This window comes from Streptomyces sp. NPDC051913 (assembly GCF_044593635.1).
Lineage (GTDB): Bacteria > Actinomycetota > Actinomycetes > Streptomycetales > Streptomycetaceae > Streptomyces.
The window spans coordinates 46,665-62,907 of record NZ_JBIUCI010000009.1; the positions used below are offsets into that span (position 1 = coordinate 46,665).

The window sequence follows — 16,243 nt, forward strand, 5'->3', positions numbered from 1 at the left end:
TTCGGGGCCGGGGGTGGTGTGGTTCGGTGGTTGGGCCTTCTGGTCCTGCGTTAGTTGGTTGGGCTCGGGGTCGGGGTGGTGTGGTTGGCCGGGGCTGGGGTGCGGGCAGTGTGGTTGGCCGGGGCTGGGGCCGGGGTGTGGGCCGTGTGGTTGGCCGGGGCTGGGGTGGGGGTCGCAGGGGTGGTCGGTCCGGGGTGTGGGTCGTGTGGCCGGCTTGGTTCGGGGCGGGGGTGGTGTGGTTCGGCGGTTGGGCCTTCTGGTCCTGCGTCAGGTGGTTGGGCCCGCGGTCGGGCTGGTGTGGTTCGTCGGGGCCGAGGTGGGGGTCGCAGGGGTGGTGGGGGTGTGGGCCGTGTGGTTGGCCTGGTTCGGGGCGTTGCGCGGCGGGGTCTTTCGGGCCTGGGTCAGTGCTGCTCCCGTCAGGACGATCGCCGCTCCCACCGGGGTCGACCAGCTCAGGGGTTCCCCGAGGATCGTGACGCCCGCCGCGGTGGCGATGACGGGGATGAAGTACGTGACCATCTGGGCGGTCGTGGGCCCGACCTCGGCCACCAGGCCGTACTGGATGAGCACGGCCAGCCCGGTGCCCAGCGCGCCCAGCGTGGCGACCGCCAGCAGGGGCACGGCCGTGAAGCGCGTCGGGAACGAGGTGAACAGAGGGGTGACGGCTGCCAGTTGCAGCGTCGCCAACAGCAGTTGGGCCCCGGTCATGGAGAGGTGGGAGTGTCCCGTACCGGCGAGGGTGCGGCGGACGTAGATCCAGCCGATCGGGTAGCTCAGGGAGGCGAGTAGTGCCATCACCGTGCCCTTGGCGTCCAGGCCGTGGAAGCCCTGCCAGGCGCCCAGCACCGTCAGGACCCCGAGGAACCCGATCCCGAGCCCGGCGACCCGGACCCGCGTCGGCCGGTCCTCGGACAGCGCGACCACGGACAGCGCCATGCCCCACAGCGGTGAGGTCGCGTTGCAGATCCCCGCGAGCGTGGACGGGATCGTCAGCTCCGCGTACGCGAAGAGCGAGAACGGCAGGGCGTTCAGGAGGAGGGCGGCCATCGTCAAATGGCCCCAGGTGCGGGCGCCACGCGGCAGCCGCTCCCGCTTCACCGCCATCGCCGCCGCCAGCACCAGCGTCCCGAACAGCAACCGGCCGAAGGTGACCTGGAAGGGGGCGTACCCGTCCGTGCCCACCTTGATCAGCAGGAAGCTGAAACCCCAGATCAGGGCGAGGGTGGCGAAGCGCAGGCGCCAGTCGAGCGTTCGGGTCCGGGTGCGGGCGGCGGTGGTCATGAGAGCAACCATGACGGTCGAAGACCTCGTAGCACAAGCGAGATGTTCGACGCGATATCTCGTAGCATCGCTTACATGTTGAACCTGGAGCGCTTGCGCACCCTCGACGCCCTCGCCCGGCACGGCTCGGTGAGCGGCGCCGCCGAGGGACTGCACATCACGACGTCCGCGGTCTCCCAGCAGATGTCCAAGCTGGAGCGCGAGGTCGGCCAGCGGCTCCTCGCCAAGAACGGCAGAGGGGTGCGGCTCACGGACGCCGGCCGGCTGCTCGCCGAGCACGCGGCCCGTATCCTCTCGCAGGTCGAACTCGCCCAGTCCGACCTGGAGGCCCAACGCGGGCAGGTCGTCGGCGAGTTGCGACTCTCCGCGTTCCCCACCGCCGCGCGCGGACTGTTCCCGGCCGCCCTCTCCGCGCTCGTCGCCGCCCACCCCGCGCTGCGGGTCCGCTCGTGCGAGTTGGAACCGGAACTCGGCATCGCCGGCGTGGTCCGCGGCGACCTGGACCTCGCCGTGGTCCTCGACTGGTACAACAAGCCGATGCCGCTTCCCGACGGCCTGGTCAAGGCCTCCGTCCTGGACGACCCGGCGGACGTGGCGATGCCGGTCGGGCACCGGCTCGCCGACCGCGAGGAGGTGGACCTCGCCGAGTTCGCGGGGGACGAGTGGATCACCTGGGGGCAGGGCGAGTTCTGTCACGAGTGGCTGATGTTCACCCTGCGCGCCAAGGGCATCGAGCCCATCGTCGGCCACCGCGCAGCCGAGACCCACACCCAACTCGGCCTGGTGGCCGCTGGGTTGGGTGTCTGCATCGCCCCGCTGCTGGGCCGCCACCCGATGCCCGAAGGGGTCGTGACCGTCCCGCTCAAGCAGCGGGTCCGGCGCCATGTGTACGTCGTCTGGCGCGCGGACGCCGACCGCCGCCCGTCGATCAGGGCGGCGGTCGAGGCGCTCAGGGCGGCGGCGGCCGACCTCGGCTGAACCGCCCTACAGGGAGGGCAGCTTGCGGAAGTCCCACGACACGATCTTGTCCGGGGTCAGCCGCATCCACGCGTGTCGGCCGTCGTGCGGCATCTCGTCGAGGCCGAAGTTCTTGCGCGCGAACAGCGTTTCGGGCACGTCGAGTTCGGCGTAGAGATCCCCGACCCGGGGTGCCTCGCCGACGAACTCCACGGCACCCGACAGCTCGACGCCGCGCAGCTCGTCGTACTCCTCACCGGTGTCGACCACGATCGCGACCCGTGGATCGCGGCGCAGATCGGTCCAGCGCTTGCTCTTCACCACCGAGTACAGCCACAACGAGGTGCCGTCCCAGGCGAACCACAGCGTGCTCACATGCGGAGCGCCGTCCTTCGACACGGTGGCGACCCGGCAGGTGCGCTGGCCGGCGAGGAACTCGTCCAGCTCGCCCGGCGTCATCATGATCTTCCGGCCCCGGCGCTGAGTGACGGTCATGCGCCCCCCTCTCTCTCCTGGCTCAGTTTCTGACAGTCCGTCAGAAGACTTCTGTCAGAAGACAATGCGGTCTCTTCCATCAACACGCAATGGTGGCTACGCTCGCCCGCTCCGTACCGTCGGCGACAAGGGGGAAAACGTGCCGTCGCACGAGCAGTTGAGCGAACTCCTCGACCCGGCGACCACCGTGCTGCTCACCGTCGAGTGTCAGCAAGGTGTCGTCGGCCCGGACAGCGCACTCCCCGAACTCGCCAAGGAGGCGCGGTCGTCGGGCGTCCTCGCCAGCGTGGCCCGGCTGGTCGCGGCCGCCCACGACAGCGGCGTCCAGGTCGTCCACGCCATCGCCGAACGCCGCCCCGACGGCCGCGGCGCCAACCGCAACGCGCGCCTCTTCCGCGCCGCCGAACGGCTCCCCGTCCAGCAGCTGTCCGGCACCAGCGCGGTCCGGGTCGCGGCCCCGATCGAAGTCTCCGAGGAGGACTTCGTCGTACGACGGCTGCACGGGTTGTCGCCGATCCAGGGCACCGACGTCGACCCGCTGCTGCGCAACCTGGGCTGCCGCACCCTCGTCGTCACCGGCGTCTCCGCCAACATCGCGATCCCCAACGCCGTGTTCGACGCGGTCAACCGCGGCTACACGGCCGTGGTGCCCACGGACGCCATCGCGGGGGTGCCCTCCGACTACACCCCCGCGATGATCCGCAACACCCTCGCGCTGGTCGCCACGCTCACCACGACGGCCGACCTGCTGGCCTGTCTCGGCCGGCGAAAGCGGGCCTGATCCTCACGCGAGGGTGATCGAGTCCCCGCTCACGGTGATCTTCTCCTCCGGCAGCGGCTGGGTGGCGGGACCCTTCTTCACGCTGCCGTCGGTCACCGAGAACTCGCTCTTGTGGCACGGGCAGGTGATCACCCCGTCGGCGATCCCCGTCACCGCACAGCCCTGATGCGTGCACTTGGACGAGAACGCCTTGTACGTGCCCGCCGTCGGCTGGGTCACCACCACCCCCGCGTCCGCGAAGATCTTGCCGCCGCCCTCCGGGATGTCCGCGGTCTTCCCGAGCGCGGTCCCGGCCGCGGCGGTCGACCCCTCGTCGTCCGAGCCGCACGCGTTCAGCGTGATGGCGAGCCCTGCCGCCCCCACCGCCGCCACGACCGTACGGCGGCTCGGTGCCGAAGCGGGATGAAGCGATTCGCTGGCCATGCTGACGTCCCTTCCGCGGATACCTCGTGAACTGCCCTGAGGTACGGGCCCGGAGTGCGGGTTGTTCAGCGGAGCCCCAGTAACCTGGGGCGATGCTCAAGGAAGCCATCGCGACCCGCTTCATCACGCCCCTGCGTGAGGGCGGCTCGCTGCCGGGACTCGTCGAGGCCGACGACCTCGGGACGTACGTCATGAAGTTCACCGGCGCGGGACAGGGCCGCAAGACGCTGGTCGCCGAGGTCCTGTGCGGCGAGCTCGCCCGCCGGCTCGGGTTCCGGGTGCCGCGACTCGTGACGCTCGACCTGGACCCGGTGCTCGGACTCGGCGAGCCCGAGCAGCAGGTGCAGGACCTGCTGCGGGCCAGCGGCGGCACCAACCTCGGGATGGACTTCCTCTCCGGCGCGCTCGGCTTCGACCCGCTCGCCTTCGAGGTGGACGCGGCCGAGTCCGGGCGGATCGTCTGGTTCGACGCGCTGATCAACAACGTCGACCGCTCCTGGCGCAACCCCAACCTGCTGATGTGGCACGGCGAGCTGTGGCTGATCGACCACGGCGCCACCATGATCTGGCACCACAACTGGCCCGCCGCCGACGCCTCCGCGGCCCGCCCCTACGACGCCGGCGACCACGCCCTCGCCCGCTTCGCCCCCGACCTCGCGACCGCCGCCGCGGAGCTGGCCCCACGGGTCACCGAGGAGCTCCTCGCCGAGGTCACCGCCGAGATCCCGGACGCCTGGCTGGCCGACGAACCCGGCTTCGACACCCCGGACGAGCTGCGCCGGGCCTACACCCGGCCTCTGCTGGCCCGGGCCGCCGTCATCCACGACCGCATCCAGGGGATCGCATGAGCGAGCGCCACGTCCACATGGCCGGCAGCGTCGTCGAACGCCACATCATCAAGGGCGGCGAGGGCAACGACCGGGACGTCTACGAGTACGCCCTGCTGCGCGTCGTGCCGCGCGTGGAGCGCGGCGAGTGCATCAACGCCGGGGTGCTCGTGTACTGCCGGGCGAAGGGGTACGTCGGTGCCCGCACCCACCTCGACGAGGCGCGGCTGCGGGCCCTGGACCCGGAGGCCGACGTGGCCGGGGTCAGGGCGGCGCTGACCGCCGTGGAACGGGTCTGCGGGGGTGGTGACGCGGCCGGTCAGGCCGGTACCGACGACGCCGGGCGACGCTTCCGCTGGCTGATCGCGCCCCGCTCCACCGTCGTCCAGCCGGGCCCCGTGCACACCGGGCTCACCCTGGATCCGGCGGCCGAGACCGAGCGTCTGCTGGATCTCCTGGTCAGGTAATGGATCACACCCGGGGCGTGCGGCGTTGACACCGGGTGCCAGGGCTTCTAGCGTCACGTCTGCTGAAGGTACTAAGCGGTCGCTCACCGATCGGGCCGCACATTCTTCAAGGGCGAGGAGAAGCAGCAATGTCCACCACTGAGCAGCGGGTAGCGATCGTCACCGGTGCCGCGCGCGGCATCGGCGCGGCCACCGCCGTACGACTGGCCGCCGAGGGCCGCGCGGTCGCCGTGATCGACCTCGACGAGGCCGCCTGCAAGGACACCGTCGAGAAGATCACCGCGGCCGGCGGCAAGGCGATCGCGGTCGGCGCGGACGTCTCCGACGAGGCCCAGGTCGAGGCGGCCGTCGCGCGCGTCGTCGCGGAGCTCGGCGCCCCGACGATCCTCGTCAACAACGCGGGCGTGCTCCGCGACAACCTGCTGTTCAAGATGAGCGCCTCGGACTGGGACACCGTCCTGAACGTGCACCTGCGCGGCTCCTTCCTGATGACGAAGTACGTCCAGAAGCACATGGTCGACGCCGGCTTCGGCCGCGTGGTCAACCTGTCCTCGTCCTCCGCGCTCGGCAACCGCGGCCAGGCCAACTACTCCGCCGCCAAGGCCGGTCTCCAGGGCTTCACCAAGACCCTCGCCATCGAGCTCGGCAAGTTCGGCATCACCGCCAACGCCGTCGCCCCCGGCTTCATCGCCACCGACATGACCGCGGCCACCGCCGCCCGCGTCGGCATGGGCTTCGAGGAGTTCAAGGCCGCCGCCGCCACCCAGATCCCGGTGGCCCGGGTCGGCGAGCCCGAGGACATCGCCAACGCCATCGCCTTCTTCACGAACGAAGCCGCCGGCTTCGTCTCCGGCCAGGTGCTGTACGTGGCCGGCGGACCGCTCGACTAGGGGAACAGGAACATGACTTCGGTGGAACTCCCCGAACTCTCCGGCAAGGTCGCCCTCGTCACGGGCGCCAGCCGCGGCATCGGCTACGGCGTCGCCGAGGCGCTCGTCGCCCGCGGCGACCGGGTCGTCATCACCGGCCGCAACGAGGACGCCCTCAAGGAGGCCGTCGAGCAGCTCGGTGCCGACCGGGTCATCGGCGTCGCCGGCAAAGCCCACGACGAGGCACATCAGGCCGTCGCCGTCGAGCGCGCCATGGAGGCCTTCGGCCGCGTCGACTTCCTGGTCAACAACGCCGGTACCAACCCGGTGTTCGGCCCGATCGCCGACCTCGACCTGAACGTGGCTCGCAAGGTGTTCGAGACCAACGTGATCTCTGCGCTCGGCTTCGCGCAGAAGACCTGGCACGCCTGGCAGAAGGAGAACGGCGGCGCGATCGTCAACATCGCCTCCGTCGCGGGCATCGCGCCCTCGCCCTTCATCGCCGCCTACGGCGTCAGCAAGGCCGCGATGATCAACCTGACCCAGCAGCTCGCCCACGAGTTCGCGCCCAAGGTGCGGGTCAACGCGATCGCCCCGGCGGTCGTGAAGACCAAGTTCGCCCAGGCCCTGTACGAGGGCCGGGAGGAGGAGGCCGCGGCCTCCTACCCGCTGGCCCGGCTCGGTGTGCCCTCCGACATCGGCGGCGCCGCGGAGTTCCTCACCTCCGAGCAGTCCGCCTGGGTCACCGGCCAGACGCTCGTCGTCGACGGCGGCATCTTCCTCAACGCCGGCGTCGGCTGACCCTCTCGTACGACCGACCCGGGCGCCGCTCGACAGAAGCGGCGCCCGGGTCGACGTACAGACCGGCCGTCCGTGTCGACGTACAAACACCGCACACGGGGACGTACAACAACCGCACAGACTCCTGACAGCGCCGCCGCGGTCTCAACGCTCGAGAACCAGCCGGAGGACCCGGTTCGGGTCGCCCGGGGCTGCGGTATGGTCTGCCAACCCTTGGCATGGCAGATCGAGGAGCGTGCGCGTGTTCAACCGGAACCGAGGCATACGGCGGATGGCGGCCTTCGCCTCCATATCGTCGCTGGTGGCCGGGTGTGGCGTCCTGTCGTCGGACTCCTCCGACGAGCAGGGTCCGATCGTCGTCGGTACCACCAGTGCCCCCAGCACCCTGGACCCCGCAGCGTCCTGGGACAGCTCCTGGGAGCTGTTCCGCAACATCTACCAGACGCTCCTCAGCTATCCCTCCGGCGCCACCACGCCGCAGCCGGACGCCGCCGAGAGCTGCAAGTTCACCGACTCGTCGAACCGCACCTACAGCTGCACGCTGCGCGCGGGACTGAAGTTCTCCAACGGTGACACGCTCGACGCCAAGGCCGTCAAGCACTCCATCGACCGGATCGGCAAGATCAACGTCAACGGTGGCCCCGCCGGTCTGCTCGGCAGCCTCGACCGGGTCCAGGCGCTCGGCGACCGCGAGATCGTCTTCCACCTCAACAAGCCCGACGCCACCTTCCCGTTCGTCCTCGCCACCCCCGCCATGTCGATCGTCGACCCCGACGAGTACCCGGCCGGCTCGCTGCGCAAGGGCGACACCATCGTCGGCTCGGGCCCGTACACCCTCAAGGCGTACAGCGACGACAAGGCCGAACTCGTCAGATACGGCGACTACGACGGCTACGCCAAGCGCAAGAACGACGCGGTGACCATCCGTTACTTCAAGGAGTCCGCGCCCATGGTGCAGGGACTGAAGGACGGCTCCCTCGACGTCGCCTTCCGCGGACTGGGCGCCGACGACATCGTGACCCTGGACAAGGAGCAGAACGACTCCGACTACCAGCTCTTCGACGGCTCCGGCACCGAGATCAGCTATCTGGTGTTCAACCCCAAGGACCCCTGGGCGGGCAAACTCGCCGTCCGCAAGGCCATCGCCCAGATCGTCGACCGCGGGGCGATCGCGCACAAGGTCTACAAGGACACCGTCGAGCCGCTGTACTCCATGGTCCCCAAGGGCCTCACCGGCCACACCACGGGCTTCTTCGACGACTACGGAAACCCCAGCGTCGCCAAGGCCAAGAAGATCCTCCAGGACGCCGGGATCACCCAGACCGTCCCGCTCACCCTCTGGTACACCACGGACCGCTACGGCTCCGCGACCAAGGCCGAGTTCGAGGAGCTGAAGGCCCAGCTGGAGGACTCCGGCCTGTTCGAGATCACGCTCAAGAGCCGGCCCTGGAAGACCTATGTCACCGGCTACCAGAACGGTGAGTACCCGGTGTTCGGGCGCGGCTGGTTCCCCGACTTCCCGGACGCCGACAACTTCATCTCTCCCTTCGTCGGCAACCAGAACGCCCTCGGCACGCCCTACCCGCAGCCCGAGATCACCGGCACCCTGCTGCCGCGCTCGCGCCGCCAGAGCGACCGCGCCAACGTGGTCAAGGACTTCGAGGAGGCCCAGCAGATCATCACCGACGACGCCCGGCTGCTGCCGCTGTGGCAGGGCCGGCAGTACGTCGCCGCGAACGACGACATCTCCGGCGGCGAGACGGCCCTGGACCCGTCGACGATCATGATGATGGGCGAGCTCTACCGCAAGACGAGCTGGTGAGTGAGGGCTTTCGGGGTGTGCGGTCGGTTGTCAGTGGTCGCCTGTAGGTTCTGAGCACTGAAGTGACCGCACGACATAAGGACGTTGACGTGACCGACATCGCCATGCTGCCCGAGTCCTGGCGCGGGGTCCTGGGCGACGAGCTCCAGCAGCCCTATTTCAAGGAGCTGACCGAGTTCGTCGAGGAGGAGCGGGCGAAGGGTCCCGTCTTTCCGCCGCGCGAGGAGGTCTTCGCCGCCCTCGACGCGACGCCCTACGACCGGGTGAAGGTCCTGATCCTCGGTCAGGACCCGTACCACGGCGAGGGCCAGGGCCATGGCCTGTGCTTCTCGGTCCGTCCCGGTGTGAAGACCCCGCCCTCCCTGCGGAACATCTACAAGGAGATGAAGGAGGAGCTGGGCACGCCCGTTCCGGACAACGGCTATCTGCTGCCGTGGGCCCAGCAGGGCGTCCTGCTGCTCAACGCGGTACTCACCGTCCGCTCCGGCGAGGCCAACTCGCACAAGGGCAAGGGCTGGGAGAAGTTCACCGACGCGGTCATCCGCGCGGTGGCCGACCGGCCCGACCCGGCGGTCTTCGTGCTCTGGGGCAACTACGCCCAGAAGAAGCTCCCGCTGATCGACGAGACCCGGCATGTCGTGGTCAAGGGCGCCCACCCCTCGCCCCTGTCCGCGAAGAAGTTCTTCGGCTCCCGCCCGTTCACGCAGATCAACGAGGCGGTCGCGCTCCAGGGCCATGAGCCGATCGACTGGACGATCCCGAACCTGGCCTGAGCCGTCCCGGGGCCGATCCGCCGGGTCGGCCCCGCCTCGCCGTGATTGTCAGTGTCTCCGATTAGCGTCAGGTGCGACCAGGACGGCCTGACGGTGTGGAGGACGCGGTGGCGGAGCGACAGGAGCAGGCGGCGCCGGATGCCGTGATGACACGGATCGGGCAGGTCGTCATGTTGCATCACGCGGGGGACCGCGAGGAGGCCCGGCACCGCTTCCTGGACCTGTGGGCGGAGATCGGCGAGGACGGCGACCCGTTGCACCGCTGCACCCTCGCCCACTACATGGCCGACGCCCAGGACGACCCCTCCGACGAACTGGCCTGGGATCTGAGGGCGTTGACCGCGGCCGAGGAACTCACCGACGACCGCCTCGCCGAGCACGAGAGCACCCTCGCCGTCCGTGCCCTGTACCCCTCGCTGCATCTCAATCTGGCCGCCGACTATGTGAAACTCGACCGCTCCGACGCCGCCCGCACCCACCTCCACCGGGCCCGCGGGGCGGCGGACGCCCTGGCCCACGACAGTTACGGGGACGGCGTGCGGGCCGCGATCAGCCGGCTGGAGCTGCGGCTGGGGGAGGGCGGTCCGTCCGGCGGGGGCGGATGGGCACCGCCGAGACAGCGCCCGTGAGCCACGCCCGGGGACCCGGGCGCCAGCAGGGCTAACGGCCGTACGTCTGCTCGCAGATCCGCGCCTCCGGGCTGTCCTTGCGCCAGCCGCCGTACTGCTTGCCGAGGCCGCACACGTCCGGGTTCTTCGGCACGGCCGTCGCCACGTCGGGGATCTCGACGCGCGGGTGCTGCGGGTGCTGCGGGTGCCGGGCCTCGGGATGGGCCGGGTGCTCGGGGTGCGTGCGCGGGGCCTGCTGCGCCGGCACCGGCTGCCGGGCGGCGGACGGCGGGGCCGCCCGGTGCGCGGCGGGCGCGTCGGGTTTCGCCTCGCGGGACGGGCCGATGAGCTCCAGGGCCTCCCGCGCCGGTGCCTGCACGATCTGCGGCTCCGCCTCGCCGTCCGCACGGGGCGCCGCCGGAAGGGACGGCGCCGCCGGTGGGCCGGGGGCGACTGGACGCTGGACCGTCACACAGCCGGAGAGGGCCGAGACAGCCACGGTCACCAGGAGCGTTGCGGTGGTCGTCGTTCGATGCACCTGCGCAACTCTGCTGGTTCACGCCGGGTTTGGGGCGGCGGACAAGCGGAGGTTGCCCCGCACGGGTGATCTCCGGCCCCGTACGGAGGGTGCGACCCCGCCATGGCTGACGAGGGGGCCGACCGACCCTCAGTCGCCGGTCGCGCCGTCGATGCGCTCGCGGATCAGGTCGGCGTGGCCGTTGTGCCGGGCGTACTCCTCGATCATGTGGGTGTAGATCCAGCGCAGGTTGAACTGCTTGCCGCTGAACCTGCTGCGCCCCTTGGAGAGGTCGTCGAGGCCGAAGGCGGCGGCATTGCGCCGGGCGATCTCGATCTCTGCCCGCCAGGTGGTGTGGGCCTCCTCCCAGGTGTCGGCCTCGCTGAGCCGGAACTCGCCGTCCGGGTCCTCGTCGCTGTAGTAGATCGGCCCCGGGTCGTCGGCCATCAGCACCTTGCGGAACCAGCCCCGCTCGCACTCCGCCAGGTGCCGCACCAGCCCCATGAGGGACAGCGTGGACGGCTCCACCGAGGCGGTTCTGAGCTGGGCGTCGGTCAGCCCCTCGCACTTCAGGGCCAGGGTCTCGCGGTGGTAGTCGAGCCAGCCCTCCAGCATGGTGCGTTCGTCGGCGGTCTCGGACGGTTCACTGCGTCGCGTCGTCGTCATGCGGGCATCGTCGCCCGAACGGCCCGGCGCGCGCACCCAGGATTCCCTCGGCCGGCTTCACGCACCCAACGTGCCGTCGAGCAACTCCCGCAGCCCTGCTCGCACTTCGTCCAGGCCCGGCATCCGCGACCCGAACGCCCCGGCCACGCCCGCCCACCCCGAGGACGACCAGCTCGCCGACCAGCGGGCCGCCTTCGACCACGGCCGGCACGCCCGCCTCGGCGACGCCGCCCATGCCATGCCCCCGACTCTCGGTCAGGGCGGCGAGCAGGTGGTCGAGGACACGGTGGTCCTGGCCCACCATGCCGACGGCCGCGCCGCGTACACCGCCGCCGGACTGCCCCGTACGACGTCCATCGCCGCCAGGCCGTCCGCATCGCCCGCCCCGAGGACGACCACCGCGTCGACCAGCGGCCCGCCTTCGACCACGGCCGGCACGCCCGCCTCGGCGACGCCGCCCATGCCATGCCCCGACTCTCGGCCAGGGCGGCGACCAGGTGGTCGAGGACACGGTGGTCCTGGCCCACCATGCCGACGACCGCGCCGCGCACACCGCCGCCCGACTGCCTACGACGTCCATCGCCGCCAGGCCGTCCGCATCGCCCGCCCCGACACAGCATCGCCGACTGGCGGCCTCCGCGGCCGCCGTATGCTTCCGTCGTGTCAGGCGCGGGCAAGCGACAGGGAGAGCCAGTGAAGGTCGGCTGCATCGGACTCGGCGACATCGCCCAGAAGGCCTACCTGCCGGTGCTCGGCGGCCTGCCCGGCGTCGAACTCCACCTCCAGACCCGGACGCCCGCCACCCTCGCCCGGGTCGCCGACGGCCTGCGCCTCCCCGAGACACAGCGGCACCGGGACCTCGACGCGCTGCTCGCCGCGGGACTGGACGCGGCGTTCGTGCACGCGCCCACCGGCGTGCACCCCGAGATCGTGACGCGGTTGCTGGAGGCGGGCGTACCGACGTACGTCGACAAGCCGCTGGCGTACGAACTCGCCGACTCCGAGCGGCTGGTGGCGCTCGCGGAGGAGCGCGGGGTGTCGCTGGCCGTCGGCTTCAACCGGCGTTTCGCGCCCGGGTACACACAGTGCGCCGACCATCCGCGCGAGCTGATCCTCATGCAGAAGAACCGGATCGGGCTGCCCGAGGAACCGCGGTCGATGATCCTCGACGACTTCATCCACGTCGTCGACACCCTGCGCTTCCTCGCCCCCGGCCCGATCGACGACGTCACCGTGCGCGCCCGCGTCCGGGACGGGCTGCTGCACCACGTCGTGCTCCAGCTCTCCGGGGACGGCTACACCGCGCTCGGCGTGATGAACCGGCTCAGCGGCTCGGCCGAGGAGATCCTGGAGGTCTCCGGGCAGGACACCAAGCGGCAGGTCGTCAACCTCGCCGAGATCGTCGACCACAAGGGCCAGCCGACCGTGCGCCGACGCGGCGACTGGGTGCCGGTGGCCCGGCAGCGCGGCATCGAACAGGCGGTCCTCGCCTTCCTCGACGCCGTGCGCGCGGGCAAGGTGCTCAGCGCCCGGGACGCGCTGGCGACCCATGAGCTGTGCGAGCGGGTGGTACGCGCGGTGCGGGAGCGACCCGCCTGAGCCGTACGGCCCGCAGCCCGTGGGCGACGCACCAGACGGCCAGGATCAGCAGCGCCGCGTGCGTCGGCCAGTCGCCGAAGCGGACGTACGGGGTGACGCCGGTGGCCAGCGGGACGTCGTAGACCGCGGCGGTGCTCGCGTCGGTGGGCAGCCAGGAGCCGACCCGCTGCCCCTCCGGGCCGTACACCGCCGACACCCCGGTCAGCGTCGCGTGCACCATCGGGCGGCCCGTCTCGGCGGCGCGCAGGGCGGCCAGCGAGGCGTGCTGCTCCGGCGCCCAGCTGTCCTGGAACGACGAGGTCGACGACTGGGCGATCAGCACCTCGGCGCCGGACTCGACGAGATGGCGGCTCATGTCGGGGAACGCGGACTCGAAGCAGATCATCGGGCCGACCTTCAGCCCGTGCCCGACGTCCATGACGACCTGCTCGCTGCCGCGCCGCCGGTCCTCGCCCGCGGCCTTGCCGACGGAGGTCGCCCAGCCGAGCAGGGAGCGGGCCGGGATGTACTCGCCGAACGGCACCAGCCGCATCTTGTCGTAGCGGTCGCCGGTGAGCCCGTCCGGGCCGACCAGCACCGAACTCTTGTAGATGCCCGGCTTGTCGGAGCGGCGGGCGTCCACGTTGACCAGGATGTCGGCGCCGGTCTCCGCGGAGAGCGCCGCGAGCCGTCCGGCCAGGTCGGGCCGGTCACCGAGGTCGAAGCCGACGCTGCTCTCGCCCCACACGACCAGGTCGACGTCCTGACCGGCGAGTTCCCGGGTGAGCCGCTCCTCGCGCGCGAAGCGCTTGTCACCGCTGCGAAGACCGTCGATCACGCCCGGCTGTACGACCGCGATCCGGACGTGTCCGGCGGCGTCGGGGCGCGGTGACCACATCCAGGCCGCGGAGGTGACGGCGGCCGTGGCGACGAGAGCCGCGACGGCGGGCACACGGGAACGGGGGACGACGACCAGGACGGCGAACGCGACGTTCACCGCCACGATCAGCAAGCTGATCAGCCACACCCCGCCCACCGAGGCCAGCCGCAGCGCCGGCTCCACCTGCCACTGACTGGAACCGAGCACCCCCCACGGCCCGCCGAGCCCCTGCCAGGACCGGACGAGCTCCACCAGCAGCCACCCGGACGGCAGCACGAGGAAGGCGCCGACGATCCGCCGGCCGGGGCCGCCGAGGAAGTGCCGGACCAGCCACCCCCAGGGCGCCCACAGCCCGCCGAGCAGGGCGGCGATGAGGAGCGTGAAGACATGGAGGCTCGGCAGCAGCCAGTGGTGCATCGCCAGCATGAAGCCGAACCCGCCCGCCCAGCCGTCGTACGCCGCCCGCTTCCCGGTCGGCGCGGAGCGGGCCAGCAGCATCCAGGGGACCAGGGCGACGTAGGCGAACCACCACAGCGACGGGGCCGGGAAGGCGAGCACGGGCAGGGCACCGGCCAGGGCGGCGACCGCGGATCTCCGCCAGGGGGTGGTGAGCCAGTGGCCGAGCGTCTTCATACGGCGCCTCCCTACCCCGTGCGTCCCTCCAGTGTGCTTGGTGCGAAGGCCCCGGGGACAGAGGGCATCGGCTCAGTTGATCACGGGGGCGGGCCGCGGGCCGGGAAGGCGCCGCCACTTCTCGTGGACCACCACCTCGCGCAGCCGCCAGCCGTCGTCCGTGCGCAGCAGCCCGAAGGCGTAGCGTCCGCCGCACACGAAGTCGGGCGCCGAGGAGCCGTCACCGTCCTGCGCCAGGCGCATCGGATTGACGTAGTCCGCCTGGACCCGGGCCGTGTCGCCCGTGTCGTGGTCCAGCACACCGAAGCTGACGCGCCGGTTGACGATCAGATGCTGCCGCATGGAGAAGAGGTTCAGGCTCTCCGCGAGCCAGGCGGCGACCTGCCCGGCGTCTCCCTCGACCCCGCCGGCCGACCGGTAGTCCGCACGGCCGCCGGGGGCGAACAGCCGCCGGTACGCCGCCCAGTCCCCGTCGTCCACGGATACCGCGTAGTCGGTGATCAGTTCGTCGACGGCCAACCGGTCCATCACGGTGGCGAGCTCCACACGCTGCGTCATGGGCCGAGTGTTGGGCATGGGGCGGGCCGGGCCAAGGGGTGTGCGCGGACAATCGGGCGGCGCGGAGCGCCAGTTGGGCGCGCGGCGCTCCTCACGGAGCCGGATCTTCGAGGACGTCGGCGCCCCAGGCGCTCGACGCCGACCAGAACCGGTGCTCCGCCGCGTGGGCCGCCATCCGGGCATTACGCGCCCGGGCCTGCGGACCGTCCGGCAGATGGAACTCCTCGCCCGCGCTCGCGGACCGGGCCTGCATCCCGGTGGCGTCCGCCAGACGCCGCCGCACATACCGGTCCAGCGCTTCGGGTACGTCGTCCGGTGCCGCGTCGGTGAGGCAGTCGCCGAGCACGGCCGCGTCGAGGATCGCCTGGGCCGCGCCCTGCGCCTGGAAGGGCACCATGGCATGGGCGCTGTCGCCCAGCAGGGTCACCCGGCCGAGGTGCCAACGGGCCAGCGGGGTGCGGGTGTAGATGCCCCAGCGGTACATCCGCCCCGCGCGGGCGAGGACTTGGACGACGCGGTCCTCCCACCCCTCGAACGCCCGCAGGGGTTCCCCGGGTTCCGCCCGCGCGGTCCACGACTCCTGCGCGGCCTTGGTCCCGAACACGGCCACGACGTTGAGGAGTTCGCCCCGGCGCAGCCGGTAGTGGACGAAGTGCCGGCCCGGTCCGAGCCAGATCCCGGTGTCGGGGAGGTCCAGATCGGCGACCTCGGTGGCCGGAAGCAGTGCCCGGTAGGCGGCCGTCGCGGAGAACACCGCCGCGTCCGCGCCGAAGAGCCACTGCCGGGCGGCGGACCGGATGCCGTCGGCGGCGACCACCAGGTCCGCGGCGAGGCGTTCGCCGTCCGCGGTCGTCACCGTGGCCGACCTGTCGTCCTGGTCGACGCCCACGATCCGGGTGCCCAGCCGCACGGACCGCGACGGCACCGCGGCGGCCAGCGCCTGCTGGAGATCGGCCCGGTGGACCTGGAGATACGGCGCCCCGAACGCTTCCTCGACCTCGCGCCCCAGGGCGTAGCGGCAGATCTCGCTCCCGTCGGACCAGGTACGGAAGCTGAGCTGCCCGGGCGGCGCGGACAGCGCGGCGACCGCGTCGAGTCGCCCCAGCCGGCGCAGTACCCGCGTGGCGTTGGGAGCGAGCTGGATCCCGGCACCGGCCTCGGTGTACCGCGGGGCCTGCTCGACGAGCGTCACCTCGACCCCGCCCCGGCGCAGTGCCAGCGCCGCGGCCAGCCCGCCGATGCCCGCGCCTATGACGATCGCTCGCATGGCACGACGGTAGCGAGGACGGCTTCGGTGCGGTGCGAGG

The 16,243-nt window shown here is 71.5% G+C and carries 19 protein-coding genes and 1 pseudogene; 11 read left to right on the top strand and 9 right to left on the bottom strand.

Annotation, left to right across the window (positions count from 1 at the left end):
• Window positions 1–267: 267 nt before the first annotated feature.
• Window positions 268–1,281: a DMT family transporter gene (locus ACIHIX_RS26575; protein WP_399960292.1), complete on the bottom strand. Its 1,014-nt coding sequence runs from the start codon at window positions 1,279–1,281 to the stop codon at window positions 268–270.
• Between the two features lie 75 nt (window positions 1,282–1,356).
• Here ACIHIX_RS26575 and ACIHIX_RS26580 point away from each other — a divergent pair, with 75 nt between their 5' ends.
• Complete coding sequence (locus ACIHIX_RS26580; RefSeq protein WP_399960294.1) at window positions 1,357–2,259, top strand: LysR family transcriptional regulator; 903 nt, start codon at window positions 1,357–1,359, stop codon at window positions 2,257–2,259.
• Between the two features lie 6 nt (window positions 2,260–2,265).
• Here ACIHIX_RS26580 and ACIHIX_RS26585 read toward each other — a convergent pair whose 3' ends face one another.
• Window positions 2,266–2,733 carry a pyridoxamine 5'-phosphate oxidase family protein gene (locus ACIHIX_RS26585; RefSeq protein ID WP_399960296.1) on the bottom strand — a complete coding sequence of 156 codons (468 nt, stop codon included), beginning with the start codon at window positions 2,731–2,733 and terminating at the stop codon, window positions 2,266–2,268.
• Between the two features lie 139 nt (window positions 2,734–2,872).
• Between ACIHIX_RS26585 and ACIHIX_RS26590 the strand changes: the two genes are divergently transcribed.
• Window positions 2,873–3,514 carry a cysteine hydrolase gene (locus tag ACIHIX_RS26590; protein WP_399960298.1) on the top strand — a complete coding sequence of 214 codons (642 nt, stop codon included), beginning with the start codon at window positions 2,873–2,875 and terminating at the stop codon, window positions 3,512–3,514.
• A gap of 3 nt (window positions 3,515–3,517) precedes the next feature.
• On the opposite strand, the gene ACIHIX_RS26595 is transcribed toward ACIHIX_RS26590, so the two are convergent.
• Complete coding sequence (locus ACIHIX_RS26595; protein WP_399960300.1) at window positions 3,518–3,937, bottom strand: Rieske (2Fe-2S) protein; 420 nt, start codon at window positions 3,935–3,937, stop codon at window positions 3,518–3,520.
• Between the two features lie 92 nt (window positions 3,938–4,029).
• Here ACIHIX_RS26595 and ACIHIX_RS26600 point away from each other — a divergent pair, with 92 nt between their 5' ends.
• The 7 genes from ACIHIX_RS26600 to ACIHIX_RS26630 all read left to right on the top strand — a co-directional run bounded on the left by ACIHIX_RS26600 (window position 4,030) and on the right by ACIHIX_RS26630 (window position 10,125).
• Window positions 4,030–4,785, top strand: a complete 756-nt coding sequence (locus ACIHIX_RS26600) for a HipA family kinase (protein WP_399960302.1) — start codon at window positions 4,030–4,032, stop codon at window positions 4,783–4,785.
• Window positions 4,782–5,231: a DUF3037 domain-containing protein gene (locus tag ACIHIX_RS26605; RefSeq protein WP_399960304.1), complete on the top strand. Its 450-nt coding sequence runs from the start codon at window positions 4,782–4,784 to the stop codon at window positions 5,229–5,231. Before ACIHIX_RS26600 ends, ACIHIX_RS26605 begins: the two co-directional genes overlap by 4 nt.
• A 128-nt stretch (window positions 5,232–5,359) precedes the next feature.
• Entirely contained in the window at window positions 5,360–6,121 is a 762-nt protein-coding gene (fabG, locus tag ACIHIX_RS26610) for a 3-oxoacyl-ACP reductase FabG (RefSeq protein WP_399960306.1), read from the top strand.
• Window positions 6,122–6,133: 12 nt separating this feature from the next.
• Window positions 6,134–6,901, top strand: coding sequence for an SDR family oxidoreductase (locus ACIHIX_RS26615; protein WP_399960308.1), 768 nt, complete (start codon window positions 6,134–6,136; stop codon window positions 6,899–6,901).
• A gap of 241 nt (window positions 6,902–7,142) precedes the next feature.
• Window positions 7,143–8,723, top strand: a complete 1,581-nt coding sequence (locus ACIHIX_RS26620) for an ABC transporter substrate-binding protein (RefSeq protein WP_399960310.1) — start codon at window positions 7,143–7,145, stop codon at window positions 8,721–8,723.
• An 89-nt stretch (window positions 8,724–8,812) separates the two neighbouring features.
• Window positions 8,813–9,496, top strand: a complete 684-nt coding sequence (locus tag ACIHIX_RS26625; protein ID WP_399960312.1) for a uracil-DNA glycosylase — start codon at window positions 8,813–8,815, stop codon at window positions 9,494–9,496.
• A 107-nt stretch (window positions 9,497–9,603) separates the two neighbouring features.
• Window positions 9,604–10,125 (top strand): hypothetical protein, encoded by a 522-nt coding sequence (locus tag ACIHIX_RS26630; RefSeq protein ID WP_399960314.1) that lies wholly within the window; start codon window positions 9,604–9,606, stop codon window positions 10,123–10,125.
• A gap of 31 nt (window positions 10,126–10,156) precedes the next feature.
• On the opposite strand, the gene ACIHIX_RS26635 is transcribed toward ACIHIX_RS26630, so the two are convergent.
• From ACIHIX_RS26635 to ACIHIX_RS26645, 3 genes are all read right to left on the bottom strand, one after another.
• Window positions 10,157–10,642, bottom strand: a complete 486-nt coding sequence (locus ACIHIX_RS26635) for a hypothetical protein (RefSeq protein ID WP_399960316.1) — start codon at window positions 10,640–10,642, stop codon at window positions 10,157–10,159.
• A gap of 129 nt (window positions 10,643–10,771) precedes the next feature.
• Window positions 10,772–11,287 (bottom strand): DinB family protein, encoded by a 516-nt coding sequence (locus ACIHIX_RS26640; protein ID WP_399960318.1) that lies wholly within the window; start codon window positions 11,285–11,287, stop codon window positions 10,772–10,774.
• 57 nt (window positions 11,288–11,344) lie between these two features.
• Complete coding sequence (locus tag ACIHIX_RS26645; RefSeq protein ID WP_399960867.1) at window positions 11,345–11,527, bottom strand: hypothetical protein; 183 nt, start codon at window positions 11,525–11,527, stop codon at window positions 11,345–11,347.
• Here ACIHIX_RS26645 and ACIHIX_RS26650 point away from each other — a divergent pair.
• Together ACIHIX_RS26650 and ACIHIX_RS26655 are read left to right on the top strand one after the other, a co-directional pair.
• Window positions 11,484–11,671 (top strand): annotated as a pseudogene (locus ACIHIX_RS26650) (monooxygenase); the annotation flags it as partial. The gene ACIHIX_RS26645 and the pseudogene ACIHIX_RS26650 sit on opposite strands and share 44 nt — an antisense overlap.
• A gap of 309 nt (window positions 11,672–11,980) precedes the next feature.
• A complete protein-coding gene (locus tag ACIHIX_RS26655) occupies window positions 11,981–12,886 on the top strand; it encodes a Gfo/Idh/MocA family protein (RefSeq protein ID WP_399960838.1) in 906 nt (301 codons plus the stop codon).
• Here ACIHIX_RS26655 and lnt read toward each other — a convergent pair.
• The 3 genes from lnt to ACIHIX_RS26670 form a co-directional block, all read right to left on the bottom strand.
• Window positions 12,810–14,378 (bottom strand): apolipoprotein N-acyltransferase, encoded by a 1,569-nt coding sequence (lnt, locus tag ACIHIX_RS26660; protein WP_399960320.1) that lies wholly within the window; start codon window positions 14,376–14,378, stop codon window positions 12,810–12,812. The genes ACIHIX_RS26655 and lnt overlap by 77 nt on opposite strands.
• 72 nt (window positions 14,379–14,450) lie before the next feature.
• Window positions 14,451–14,936, bottom strand: a complete 486-nt coding sequence (locus tag ACIHIX_RS26665) for a nuclear transport factor 2 family protein (RefSeq protein ID WP_399960322.1) — start codon at window positions 14,934–14,936, stop codon at window positions 14,451–14,453.
• A gap of 91 nt (window positions 14,937–15,027) precedes the next feature.
• Complete coding sequence (locus ACIHIX_RS26670) at window positions 15,028–16,203, bottom strand: FAD-dependent monooxygenase (protein ID WP_399960324.1); 1,176 nt, start codon at window positions 16,201–16,203, stop codon at window positions 15,028–15,030.
• Window positions 16,204–16,243 lie beyond the last annotated feature (40 nt).